Annotated in this window: 15 protein-coding genes; 13 read left to right on the top strand and 2 right to left on the bottom strand. The window is 37.3% G+C overall.

Annotated features, from left to right (window positions below):
* The first annotated feature begins 172 nt into the window (after positions 1-172).
* The 4 genes from fdnG to FHP05_RS13305 are packed head-to-tail and all read left to right on the top strand — an operon-like array spanning position 173 to position 5,047.
* Positions 173-3,244 (top strand): formate dehydrogenase-N subunit alpha, encoded by a 3,072-nt coding sequence (fdnG, locus tag FHP05_RS13320; protein WP_147669131.1) that lies wholly within the window; start codon positions 173-175, stop codon positions 3,242-3,244.
* Between the two features lie 3 nt (positions 3,245-3,247).
* Positions 3,248-4,093, top strand: coding sequence for a 4Fe-4S dicluster domain-containing protein (locus tag FHP05_RS13315; RefSeq protein WP_147669129.1), 846 nt, complete (start codon positions 3,248-3,250; stop codon positions 4,091-4,093).
* Positions 4,086-4,772, top strand: coding sequence for a formate dehydrogenase subunit gamma (locus tag FHP05_RS13310; RefSeq protein ID WP_191126353.1), 687 nt, complete (start codon positions 4,086-4,088; stop codon positions 4,770-4,772). The genes FHP05_RS13315 and FHP05_RS13310 overlap by 8 nt, the downstream gene beginning before the upstream one ends.
* Positions 4,773-4,828: 56 nt before the next feature.
* Entirely contained in the window at positions 4,829-5,047 is a 219-nt protein-coding gene (locus tag FHP05_RS13305) for a twin-arginine translocase TatA/TatE family subunit (protein ID WP_147669123.1), read from the top strand.
* A 621-nt stretch (positions 5,048-5,668) separates the two neighbouring features.
* Here FHP05_RS13305 and FHP05_RS13300 read toward each other — a convergent pair.
* Positions 5,669-6,514, bottom strand: coding sequence for a malate synthase (locus FHP05_RS13300; RefSeq protein WP_330998096.1), 846 nt, complete (start codon positions 6,512-6,514; stop codon positions 5,669-5,671).
* 641 nt (positions 6,515-7,155) lie between these two features.
* Here FHP05_RS13300 and FHP05_RS13295 point away from each other — a divergent pair.
* The 4 genes from FHP05_RS13295 (at position 7,156) to FHP05_RS13280 (ending at position 10,053) form a co-directional block, all read left to right on the top strand.
* The gene (locus tag FHP05_RS13295) at positions 7,156-9,012 is read left to right on the top strand and encodes a heavy metal translocating P-type ATPase (protein WP_147669120.1); all 1,857 of its coding nucleotides are present in this window, start codon (positions 7,156-7,158) and stop codon (positions 9,010-9,012) included.
* 209 nt (positions 9,013-9,221) lie between these two features.
* Complete coding sequence (locus FHP05_RS13290; RefSeq protein WP_147669116.1) at positions 9,222-9,455, top strand: heavy-metal-associated domain-containing protein; 234 nt, start codon at positions 9,222-9,224, stop codon at positions 9,453-9,455.
* A gap of 37 nt (positions 9,456-9,492) precedes the next feature.
* On the top strand, positions 9,493-9,798 hold the full coding sequence (locus FHP05_RS13285; protein ID WP_147669114.1) for an iron-sulfur cluster repair di-iron protein, ric: 306 nt from the start codon (positions 9,493-9,495) through the stop codon (positions 9,796-9,798).
* A gap of 21 nt (positions 9,799-9,819) precedes the next feature.
* Entirely contained in the window at positions 9,820-10,053 is a 234-nt protein-coding gene (locus tag FHP05_RS13280) for a heavy-metal-associated domain-containing protein (RefSeq protein WP_147669111.1), read from the top strand.
* Positions 10,054-10,086: 33 nt separating this feature from the next.
* Here FHP05_RS13280 and FHP05_RS13275 read toward each other — a convergent pair whose 3' ends face one another.
* On the bottom strand, positions 10,087-10,440 hold the full coding sequence (locus tag FHP05_RS13275) for a hypothetical protein (RefSeq protein ID WP_147669109.1): 354 nt from the start codon (positions 10,438-10,440) through the stop codon (positions 10,087-10,089).
* A 169-nt stretch (positions 10,441-10,609) separates the two neighbouring features.
* Between FHP05_RS13275 and FHP05_RS13270 the strand changes: the two genes are divergently transcribed.
* The 5 genes from FHP05_RS13270 to FHP05_RS13250 form a co-directional block, all read left to right on the top strand.
* Entirely contained in the window at positions 10,610-10,885 is a 276-nt protein-coding gene (locus FHP05_RS13270) for a hypothetical protein (RefSeq protein WP_147669106.1), read from the top strand.
* A 35-nt stretch (positions 10,886-10,920) separates the two neighbouring features.
* Positions 10,921-11,313, top strand: coding sequence for a DUF4176 domain-containing protein (locus FHP05_RS13265; protein ID WP_147669103.1), 393 nt, complete (start codon positions 10,921-10,923; stop codon positions 11,311-11,313).
* Positions 11,313-11,537: a hypothetical protein gene (locus FHP05_RS13260; RefSeq protein ID WP_147669100.1), complete on the top strand. Its 225-nt coding sequence runs from the start codon at positions 11,313-11,315 to the stop codon at positions 11,535-11,537. The genes FHP05_RS13265 and FHP05_RS13260 overlap by 1 nt, the downstream gene beginning before the upstream one ends.
* Before the next feature lie 225 nt (positions 11,538-11,762).
* Positions 11,763-12,071 (top strand): hypothetical protein, encoded by a 309-nt coding sequence (locus FHP05_RS13255; RefSeq protein ID WP_147669097.1) that lies wholly within the window; start codon positions 11,763-11,765, stop codon positions 12,069-12,071.
* A partial coding sequence (locus FHP05_RS13250) for a hypothetical protein (protein WP_147669094.1) occupies positions 12,068-12,872 on the top strand: 805 nt, incomplete at its 3' end. The genes FHP05_RS13255 and FHP05_RS13250, both read left to right, overlap by 4 nt.

Genomic DNA, 12,872 nt, shown 5'->3' with positions numbered 1-12,872 from the left:
CGCTAACTCTTTATCCCTTTGTACTAGATTTGAAATAGTAAATTTATCATATGTTTCATATATTGTTCTTAGTGAGAAAAGATAAAGAGAAAAAAATATAATTTTAAAATATAGATTCTCCTAAGGAATATTTCATTAGTAAAGATTTGAGAGAATTTTGAGGGGGAGCATCATGCCAAAACTGACAAGAAGATCTTTCATGAAATTCACAGCAGCTTCTATTGCAGCTGCGGCACTAGCCGATAAAAAACGAGTCCATGCTGAGAAGGATGATGTTGACAGAGCCTTTCCGTTAATGACAGCAGGTGCAACGACGGCTTATGGTTTATGTCACTTTTGTTCTGTAGGCTGTGGAATTGAAGTGAAAATTAAAGATAATAAGGTTATTTCAACAGAAGGACATCCAGATCACCCAATAAATGAGGGAGCATTGTGTCCAAAAGGACGTTCCATGAAGGAAATGACTAATTCAGACGAGCGTGTGACACATCCACTGATTAGAAAACCTGGAAGTGATAAATGGGAACCAATTTCATGGGAAGATGCGTTTGATAAAATTGCATCTAAAGTCAAAGATGTGCGAGAGGAGACCTTTACGAAAACGGTGGATATTGACGGAGAAGAGGTCAGAGTCAATCGTACGGAAGGAATTTTCAGTCTCGGAAGTGCAGAAATTGATAACGAAGAGGCCTATCTTTATACGAAATTTAACCGAGCATTAGGTATTCATAATTTCACGCATCAGGCTGAGATATGACACGCTCCAACGGTGGCTAGTTTAGCCCCTTCATTTGGTAGCGGTGCAATGACAAACAATTTTAATGACATGAAAAATGCGAACGTTATTCTTATTGCAGGGAATAATACGGCAGAATGTCATCCATTAGCAATGCGCTGGGTTTTAAAAGCACAAAAAAACGGTGCTAAAATAATTGTCGTCGATCCACGGTTTAATCGGACAGCTAAAGTGGCAGACATCTACGCACCTGTTCGACCAGGTACGGACATTGCTTATTTAAGTGCTATTGCTAAATACATTTTAGATAATAAATTATATGATGAAACATACATTCGAGAAAATACGAATGCGCTGTATAAAGTGAACCCAGATTTTAAATTTCAAGATGGTTTATTTTCAGGATTTGATGGCGAAGGTTCATACAATAAAGATAGCTGGACATATCAGCTAGATTCGGATGGCCTGCCTATACAGGCGGATTCACTAGATGACCCGGATTGTGTCCTCATGAAACTAAAGGGACATTTTAAAGATTACACGTTTAAAAAGGCAAGTGAGATTACCGGAATGCCGGTGGATAAGATGAAACTTGTTGCTGAAACGTTTGTGAATAATCGTCCGGGGACAATTTTGTATGCACTGGGTATGACACAAAAATCTGTCGGCACACAAGGAATTCGGATGTATGCGATTATTCAACTATTACTTGGCAATATGGGTATGCCAGGTGGCGGGATTAATGCTAACCGTGGCGAGCCAAATGTTCAAGGATCAACAGACTTGGCTCTTATGGCGCATATTTTACCAGGATATATACCAATTCCGACTGATGCCCATCCAACATTAAACGATTATATTAATACCGTTGGAATATCAAATGGGAAGAAACTAATTTCGCTGTTAAAAGCGTGGTACGGAGATAAAGCTACACCGGAAAATGAATATGGATATCACCGTATACCTAAGCGTGATTCGGGAATTTCCGATGCTACCTATGTGCCGATTTTTGAAAAAATGAATCAGGACGCATATAAGATGGGCTTTATTTTTGGCCAAAACCCAGTTGTCAGCACGCCGACTTTGGATATGGCATTAGCAGGCTTGAGCAAATTAGAATTATTAGTTGTGTCGGAGGCTTTTGAAACCGAAACGACATCATTCTGGCTACATCCTGATTTTAATTCAAAGGATATCCAAACGGAAGTTATCCTACTTCCAGCAGCTGTTGCGTTTGAAAAAGATGGTACTATGACAAACTCTTCTCGCTGGATTCAGGGTAAAAAGGCTGTTGTGGCACCAAAAGGCGAATCCATGCCGGATGGCGATATGATTTATGAAATCATGAAAAGGCTAAAAAAATCTTATGCGAACAGTAACGATTCGAAAGACAAAGCAATTCTTGAATTAACATGGGATTATCCAGTTCTTGACCATGGTATTGACATAGAATCCGTTCTGAAGGAAATGAACGGCTATAATTTAAAAACTGGAAAACTGTTAAACTCAGGGTCAGAGATTCAGAGTTTAAAACCAGGAGAATCATCATCCGGAGTGGGTGGCTTGTACACGGGTGTGATTACCGAAGAGGGCAATCATTCGTTACGACGTGATAATGATGATCCGAGCGGCCTGGGTGTTCATCCAAATTGGACATTTTCATGGCCTGACAATACTAGAGTGCTTTGGAATCGGGGTTCTACTGATAAAAATGGAAAGCCTCGTGACAAAGACCGTGCAATTGTCTCGTGGAATGGCAATCGATGGGTTGGGCCTGATGTCTTGCATATTGCGGCGAAAGACAAGGCACCAAATACGCCAGAGGGAAGCAAAGTCTTTTCAAATGCTGAAGGAAAAGGTGCCTTGTTCCGTGGACCATTTACAATGCCACAGCAAAATATACCTGATGTCACACTAAAATCGGGGTATGACCCGAATGTGTTCAAGGTCGCATTGATAAGCAATGAAGGTGGCATTGGGGACGGTCCACTTCCAGCGCACTATGAACCGTTAGAATCACCTGTTAAGAATCCAATGTTTAGCCAGCAGTCCAATCCGACTGCAGCTCCAGTAGAGTTACCTGAGTTTCAAAAGTATGGTAAAGCAAAAGATTATCCGTATGTACTCACTACTTATATGGTGACAGAGCAATTTTTATCAGGTGGTGTTACACGCAATACGCCACAATTAAATGAATTGATGCCATCCAACTTTGCAGAAATCAGCAAAAGCTTGGCGAAAAAAGCTGGTGTCAAATCAGGTGATCCAGTAAAAATTTCCACTGCTCGTGGTGATGTGACTGTTTCAGCTATGGTGACAGACCGAATGCAGCCCCTGAAGGTAGATGGCAGAGAAGTTGAAGTGGTTGGCGTACCATGGGGCTGGGGATTTAGAGGCTTGGTACAGGGAGAGTCCGTTAACCAAGTGACCAATTCCGGTTATGAACCAAATACAGGTACCCCTGAATATAAGGCATGTGCATGTAATGTGACGAAGGGGGGCAAGTAATTTATGGCTAAAAAACGTGATAAAGTAATATTAGTGGATACAACTCTTTGTACAGGTTGCAAGGCATGTCAGGTAGCCTGTAAAGAATGGCATAATCTGCCGGCTACTGAATTTGAACATGTACCAGGAACATATCAGAATCCGGCCGACCGGAATGCGAATACACCGATGCTAATGAGGTTTATTGAGCAATATGATAAATCAACCGATACCATGGATTGGATTTTCTGGAAAGATCAGTGCATGCACTGTACAGATGCACCATGTGTTGAGGTTTGCCCGTCTGATGCACTCTTTCACCATGGGGATGGATTTGTTGGTTTTAACCAAGATACTTGTATTGGTTGTACGTATTGTGCAAAAGTTTGTCCATTTGATATACCACGCTTTGAGGTAGAAGCCCCAACAGGTAGTAAACGCATGAATAAATGCGATTTCTGTCAGGACAGGGTAACCAATGGTGAAGAACCGGCTTGTGTCCGGACTTGCCCAACGAATTCATTGGAATTTGATACTTGGCAAAACGCTGTTGATAAAGCATATAAACGTGTTGAAGAGATTAAAGACCAATTTCCAGATGCAAATGTTTATGGTGATACAGAAATGGGTGGTTTACACTATATCTATATCTTAACTGAAAAGCCTGAAACTTATGGTTTACCGGTTGAACCAAAAACAAACGAATTGGTAAGTTTTCGTCGTGATGTTGTGAAACCAGCAACGGAATTACTAATGGGTGCAACAGCTGTCGGATTATTAACGAACCTTATCGTGTCATCAGCCAACTATGGAAAAGAAGATAAAGAAAAAGATGAAGTTACGACTGATGGGGATGATAACCATGAATAAGCGGAAGAAGACATTAGTAAAACGCTATAACCTTCCAGACATGATCATGCACTGGACAGTGGCCGCGGGATTTGTCCTGGCTTTACTGACAGGATATGCCGTCTTTTTTGAAGGTACATCAGCTCTATTGGTAAATGAAGTTGGCAATTTCATTAGACTCCTCCATCGTATTGGGGGCGTGCTATTTGTGGTAGCACCTATTCTTTACTTTATCTTTTCTAAGAAACGGTTTGGCTTTTTAAGAGCATTTAAGTGGAATAAAAGCGACTTTGGCTGGTTACTAGCAGCACCAAAGCATTACTTTGTCGGGGGTGATGGCATGCCTCCTCAAGAGAAATACAACACTGGTCAAAAGTTATTTTACTTGTTTGCGGTTGTATTTGGTGTCTTTTTGGCCATTTCCGGTTTTATTCTTTGGTTTAATTGGTTTTCAGCAACAACCCAGCTGGTGACACTCTTTATTCATGATGTGTCAGCTGTCTTACTAACGCTTTTCTTTTTTGTTCATGTTTATTTGGTTATTTTTCATCCAGCTGATCGTACGTCCTTCAATGCTATGGCGACTGGTTATATGGACAGAGAGTATGCCAAACATCATCATGAATTATGGTATAACGAGGTAAAAGCTCAAGAAGAAAAGGAAAATAATCATTCAGATTTTTACAAGAAAAACGCTTAACTAGTTTCCGTTAGAAATGGAGTAAAACAAATAATTGGAGAAGGGAAGAAAGTTCAATGGCCAATATCGGTGTACCTGGCTTGATTCTAATCCTTACTTTGGCTTTAATTATCTTTGGCCCGAACAAGTTACCTGAACTTGGTAAGGCAGTAGGTCAAACATTGAGGGTGTTCAAACAGTCGGCAAATGGTGTATTGGAGGATGATGACGAGACATCGGATGCTGAAAAGAACGTTGAAAAAAGTAACAAGCAAGAATCCACAAGAGTTTCGTAATGTTCAAGTTGATCTGCTATCCATGTGTTTAATGTAAAGGCAGCATGATCTGATGTTGATTTATAAGTCAACGCCTAAACTAAAAAAAGGAAGACACTTTAGAATGAAGTAACAAATTCTAGTGTCTTCTTTTTTAAAAAGGAAAATCTGTCTTTTCCACTGTGTAAACCTTTGGAAGCATGGATTCCCAGGTATGCTATGCTGTATCTGTACAAGTACGCATTTTTAATTGTTCTATTTTTTGAAGGTTACCTAAATATCCTTTATATACAACGTACACCAACAGAAAATAGAGAAGAGTTAGCAGAACCAAGTGTAGTGCCTTAATATTCTAAGAAAGATAGCCTTCCAAGGTGTGTTTATGTGACTTATTTTATAAATAATTAAGATGTAAATAGCCATTGATTACTTTACCAAAGGCTATTTACATCTTAAATGGCTATGATGACTATACTGTTTATAGAACTGAAAAAGTTACTTTACACAAATTTTACGCACAAAAATATAATCCCCCTTTAAATTATTGGGGATTATTTAGTCGTCCATCTCAAGCTAATCAAAAAACGATTTTCTGTCTTCGTTTCTTTTAATGAAGTGGGAGCCATTGCTATATTTCATTTATTATTGTTTTAAAGCACCGCATGCTTCGGGGATATTATCTATGTCGAGGAGGTTCATTTTAGAGAAGTATTCTAGGAAGTTTTTGATTTCTTTAATTTCTTCTTCATCCGTTTTTAATGCAATGATATCTTTTAGAATTTGTGCGGTCCAAACGTTATCAAAATAGCGATATTTACCAGAATTCCAAGTCGTTCGATGAGGATAGTTTTTGCTTTTATAATAATTCCAGAAAAGCATTTTCTCTGCTTCTTGATCCGTGAGCTTGATTTTAAAATCTGCATGAGCTGGGACCATCCCATCTTCACTAAGATTCCCGGCGAATGTTTCATTTACCATGTATAGACCAAGAATTTGTCTTTCTGTTTCTGCTTGATTTTTTCCTCTTGCCGTTAAAAGAGCTGCACTATTTGGACGCAATCGAGCCGCTCGGTTAGGTTGACCTTTATTTGGTCCGCTCTGTATCTTACCGGTAGATACTTGCCAATCTGTAAAGATATTCTGTTGTTCATTTTCATCCAACCAAAAAGCGATTTGTGAGCTCTCATGAATTTTGTGGTCCTTTATTTGTTGGATACGCTGTTGTTCAAGTGCCTCTTGTTTCTTTTTCTCTTCACGTTTCTTTTCAAGCGCTTTTTCTTCCATTTCTTTTTTTGAGATGATTTTTTTCAAAGACTCTGCAGTGTCTTTATCCTTTAGTGAAATAAATGTTCCGAAAGCATCGGGGTAAACGAATTTTTTAATATTTTCGTTGAAGTTAATGGTGATGATGGATTCATCTTGATTCACTATCTTTCCCTTACCAAAGACGTTATGAGTTACTTTTTCATTAAGTAAATTCAAATTCATTAACCTACTCTCTTTATATATTTTGAACTTTATGGTTGTGCCTATTGTTTCCAAATGAGTTTGCATTGAATAAAAGTATAGGATGGTAAGATATAAAAAAATCAAATTAAAAAACGCATCCAAATTCTGTATAGAAGAAGATGCTGCGCTCAAAAAAATGAATATTACTTCAAAATCATTCTATTTACATAATATCATGTCAATTAAAAAAAGTCAATTTTTCAATTGACATTGGTAGTTTGTCTAGTGTATAATATGAAGTTTTGGAGGTGCCTGTCACCACCCGGTTTTTGTTGAAGTTTGTCGAAAAAGCTTACCGTTAATAGAGGTAAGCTTTTTTTTATGAGTTATTAGCTAAATATACTTGAGCAATAAAAGGTCAGACTCCATTATGCTACAGTCTTAGCAAAATAGAATCTGACCTTAGTTTTATATGTATATGAAGTTTTTCATCATAAAATAATTATCGACAAGATATTACAAAAATCGACAAAAATCGGGGAGTGACAGGCACCGCCATATTTTAATCGGGGAGTGACAGGCACCGCCAAAACTTGACCCTGGTCAATTATTATTATTCGTTAATATTCTATACTAGAGTCAACAACAAAATTAAAAAGTGAAATGTGGAGGGAAGCAACATGCAAAGATATATATTAGGAAAGAAAAATCAGATCACGTTGATCAGTGCCATTTTAATTGTCTTTGGGTTCTATGGGAAATTTGGTATAGACAACATGTTCATTTTCAACTGGTCGCTCATTATTGCATCTATTCTTGGGATCGCACCGATTGCGATTCAAGCGTATCAAGCATTAAAAGTAAAGGTCGTTAGTATTGATGTATTAGTTACAATTGCTGTAGTTGGAGCTATGTTAATTCAAAACTATGAAGAATCAGCAATTGTTACGTTCCTATTCTTATTTGGTGCTTATCTGGAACAACGTACCTTGAACAAAACACGCTCTGCGATCAAAGAATTAACAGAGTTGGCGCCAGAAAGTGCATTGAAACAAATGGAAAATGGGGAATTTGATGAAGTGGACGTTGACGATGTAGATGAAGGTGATGTTCTGTTAGTGAAAACCGGTGCGAAAGTGCCAGTAGATGGAACAGTGCTAATTGGTGAAGGTCACATTAATGAAGCAAGTATCACTGGTGAGTCTCTACCCGTAGGTAAAAAGAACGGTTCGGAAGTATTTGCAGGAACAATTTTAGAAAATGGAACGATTCAAATCCAAGCTGACCGTGTTGGTGAAGACACCACATTTGGTCAAATTATTGAATTAGTAGAAGAGGCGCAGGACTCTAAGTCAGCAGCAGAGCGATTTATTGACAAATTCTCGAAGTACTATACACCAGCTGTTTTAGTCCTTGGTATTATTGTTTGGCTGTTTACAAATAATGTTGAGCTTGCAATTACGGTTCTTGTTCTAGGATGTCCTGGAGCCTTAGTTATCGGTGTTCCAGTATCTAACGTTTCCGGTATCGGAAATGGTGCCCGTAACGGTGTCCTCTTAAAAGGTAGTGAAGTTATCAATGATTTCAGTAAGGTAGATACAATCGTTTTTGATAAAACAGGAACATTGACAATCGGAAACCCTGAAGTCGTAGAAAAGGAATTTTATGGAAAGGATATGGATGAAGTTCTTGGCTACTTGGCCAGTGTGGAACGTGAATCCGACCATCCATTAGCAAAAGCAGTTCTGGAGGATATTGGAGAGACGAAATTCTCCACTGTAGAAGAAACGGAAGTGGTGAAAGGCGGCGGTATTGTCGCAAAAGTAGCTGGTCACCGTATCGCAGTCGGAAACATCGCTTTAATGAAACAGGAAAATATTGTGTTAAATGAAAAAGCTAAAAAAGACGTCGAACACTTTGAGAAAAATGGAAACTCACTTGTTCTTACAGCGGTCGATGGGGAATTAAAAGCTCTGATGGGTGTTCGAGATCAAATCCGACCAGGTGTGAAGCAAGACTTGCAGAAACTGAAAAAACTTGGCGTAAAAAACCTTGTTGTCCTTTCCGGGGATAATCAAGGGACGGTTGATTTAGTTGCTCGTGAACTTGGATTAACAGAAGCACATGGACATATGTTGCCAGAAGGAAAATCAGCTTATATTGAAAAGTTGCAAGCAGAAGGTCAAATCATCGCCTTTGTAGGTGACGGAGTGAATGACAGTCCATCGCTCGCATTAGCGGATATCGGAATTGCCATGGGAAGTGGAACGGACGTTGCAATTGAAACATCCGATGTTGTCTTGATGAACTCTGACTTTAGCCGCTTACCACACGCATTAGGTTTGACAAAATCAACTGCAAGAAACATGAAGCAAAATATCATTATTGCAGTAGGTGTCGTTTTAATCTTACTAGCCGCCTTATTATTTAGTAACTGGATGAACATGACGATCGGAATGTTGGTTCATGAATTGAGTATCCTGGTTGTTATTTTAAATGGAATGAGATTACTTGGATATCGCTTGAGAGGCAACTAAGAGGTAATGACGTCCGAACAAAAGCAACAGTAACAGTAGAAACAACTCAAACAAAATAGACTGCCCAAACAGATGAAAGTAATTTTAAAAATGTAATGAAACTTGACCTCGGTCAATTATTTAAAATCTAAATTACGTTAAACTAGAATTAGAAAGAAAAAGTAGAACAATTAAAGTAAAGCATTCATATAAAAAAGGAGAGATTTAATATGCAAAAAGCAACGATTCAATTAGAAACCTTATCTTGTCCATCATGTTTACAAAAGATTGATAACGCCGTAAAAGGATTGAATGGGGTAGAAAAAGATAGCGTAAAAGTTATGTTTAACTCAAGTAAAGTAAAGGCAAATTTTGATTCAGAAGCTGTAACAATTGAAAATATCGAAAAAGCAATTGAAGACTTGGGATACCCGATCATTAAATCGAAAGTAAAAGCTGTTTAAGCGATAAAGCAAAATACAATGAAAGGGGTAATGAATCATGTCGGAACAAACTGCAAAATTTAACGAAGTCGTAGAAAAAAACTTCTCAACATTAGATTTATACACCACCGCAATCACACGTGCTCATGGTAAGAATCATCCAGAAGCATTCGAAGTACGTGAACTGTTTGAAATCATGAATGAAAAAGTAAAGGAAGCTGGAACAGAGAAACCGAATTTGGACGAGGAATTTACAAAACTGCGTAACATCACAGATAACTACACGATTCCTGGAGATGTTTGTGAGACTTATGCAGGCGTATATAATATGTTATCGGAAGCAGACAAATCTTATCATACTTGATATAAGAAAGGGGAAATACACATGAAAAAAGCAACGATTCAATTAGAAACTTTATCTTGCCCATCATGTTTACAAAAGATTGATAACGCCGTAAAAGGATTGAATGGGGTAGAAAAAGATAGCGTAAAAGTTATGTTTAACTCAAGTAAAGTAAAGGCAAATTTTGATTCAGAAGCTGTAACAATTGAAAATATCGAAAAAGCAATTGAAGACTTGGGATACCCGATCATTAAATCGAAAGTAAAAGCTGTTTAATCAGTTTATAAATTAAAATAATAAAAACGAAGACTATTTTCTGTGAAAAAGGGAACTGAATTTTGATTCAGTTCCTTTTTTTTTTGAAGCATCATTTGACATAGGCTGATAATACTTACGACCTAAAAAAACTACTATACTATCATCCTTTCCAAAATTAAATTGATAAATACATATTTTTATAGGAATTTCCCCTTTTTGTTCAATTGTTACTTGATTAATAAGATGTCGAAACAATTGTTTTTTATTCTCTCCTGAGGCTTTCTTGTATCCTAGAGATAAGTAGTTCTGGTTGTATAATTTTGAATCGGCAGAGCCCAATGGATCATTCGCATCTTTCCTATTTTGTAACTCCCTTTTTACTTGTACCCTCCACTGGACATTCATTTAGACTAATACTTGCATATAATCACCCAGACATACGCCAATAGCAAAATATACCCAGTACAAAACTAGGTAAAAGGTAGTATTGTAATTATATAAAATTGGAATTAATATTTATATATAGAAAAGTGCGCGTTTTTAGCATAATGAAGAGAGCGAGTGATACAAATTCATGAATGAAGAGTTTAAAAATCAGTTACGAAAACTTGCTTTGCAAAAAGTAGATCAAATCACCCAGTCATTAAAAAAGGAAATCCGTTTGAAATATGGTCATGCTATAAGGGATTTTTTTAACCAGTTTATAGAGGATGAAACTGTATGTCAACAGCTTTATCATGCTTACAAAAATCGTACATCCTTATACCTACATCGTAAACACACTACCCTCTCCTATACATATGAAGATACATCACATACCATTGCCTTTTTAGATAAACGTTTTCCTTAGATGAGACAACGTTTGTTCAGTTATTATCAAATACGATTGAAATTACACGGGAAGTACTCCCATTAGGATCTATTGTAGAACTAGACCCAGCTTATTTTAAACCCGACAAAGCAAACACATCCCCTTCCAAAATAGTGATTACAGGGAGATTCATCGCTCCACAGGGTTATCATAGCTATTTTCCATATGTAGGGGTCGTCTATCCAGTGGGAGAAGTGAGAATAGGATCACAAATTTATTTTACAACCCCTTTAATCAAAAAGGTCATTCATCAAGGATATACAGATGAGATGGAGGACGCTTTTGTCTTTTTAATGAAGCAGGAATTTATTGTAGAAAAGAATATGAACTCCATTGAATTTTCGAATCAAGATATGAAAAAACTCCAGCAAGAAATGAAGGAGAAGAAAAAAGTAGGTGAATCATAATGGGATTATATGACTATAATTTTTGCCATAACCTATTATACGGTGGTTGGGATTCCGGAATTATTAACAAGTTACAAGATGCTTGTAACGAAATTCAACAAAACTTTGAACAAATGGACTTAGAAAATGCCTCTGTTGAAGAAGAAATGAGGGAGATTGTTAATGAAATGATTACCGAATTAAATCGGCTAATTAATGACATTCAATCTACTCATTTCAGATAGATTCATAGAGCTAACTCTATAAGTGGGTCATGAGAAATTCTTCATTAGAAGTGTATGGAAACCCAAGATTATTTCTTATGACATACACGGAAATTCAAGCTAAAAGTATCAGCTTAGGTGGTGGAATGGGCGGTATATTTTAGATTTTCCCTACTAATAATGAATTGGGAAAGGAAAAAATCTCCTCTGATTGAAGTTTTATATAAGGAAGGGATGTGTATAGGATTGGCGAAATCAGAAATTAAACTAGATATAGCGGATCTCGAATCAACGTTAGACCGATTAGATAGTAGTATAGAAGAATTTACAAGTTATACGACGTCATTTCGTTCTCATACAAGAGATAGATTAAAAGCTTTTAATTCGGACTTTATAGATAAGGTAGATGCACTACTGGATAACATGAATGACGATATGAATAGTGATTTAATTGACCAATTGAATGCTATCCATCAAAGTGGGAAAGCACTACTTAACAATATGAAGGAAGTAGATGAGGAAATTAGTGCGAAAATCGGAAGTGGCTCATCATGAAACGAGATTTGCAAATAAATTATGGTGTTTTAGATGAGATTATCGAGCAACTCCGAAAATACGAAAATAACCTTGAAACAATGGAAGAGTCGCTCACAGATGTTTCCACTTATATTCAAACGTATAAAGGGGAAAGTATTGATGCTTGGGATGCAAGAATCACCGGTTCTAAAGAAAAAATAAAAGATTACCAAGCCCAAGTCGGTGATCTCTTATCCTTATTTGAAAACTATGTAGCCGACACAACGGCGTATATTTCCCCCATCGCAAGAAATGCCATGATGCGAGTAGATAGGAATGATATATGGTTTAATTTAAAGCAAATGGATGGCGGAATTGCTAACAACGTACCCAAAGCATTTATGAAAACGTATGATTCTCCTACTTCTATTTTTAGCTTTTTAGATGACCCAACAGACGCAGAAAAAGAAGCAAGTCGAATAAATCAAGCAAAGATAGAAAATATTAGGCAGGACATCCAACAAACAAAAAACAACCTCGAATATAAGATGGATGAACTATGGGATCTCTACACCTCCAAGGTGAAAAGGTTTGAAAATGTTGATGATGCATACAATGATAAAGCCGCAAATGTAAAGGCTAAATATACAAACTTTTTCGAAGGTGTATGGGATGTAGTTGAGTGGGGATCGGAAAAAGTATGGGGCCTTGTTAAAGGGCTTGCCGTTGGTTTATATGAAATCGCAAAAGGCCTATTAACACTTGTCCTTGATGCAGGAATTGTTGTCCTTTCCGATATCATTCCTGATATAATAGAGCCAGAAGGATTGAAACAGGCCG

It is taken from the genome of Cerasibacillus terrae (genome assembly GCF_008039555.1).
Classification (GTDB): Bacteria; Bacillota; Bacilli; order Bacillales; family Amphibacillaceae; genus Cerasibacillus; species Cerasibacillus terrae.
The sequence above is the reverse complement of the archived record's forward strand: the minus strand, read 5'-3'. Positions and strand labels throughout refer to the sequence as shown.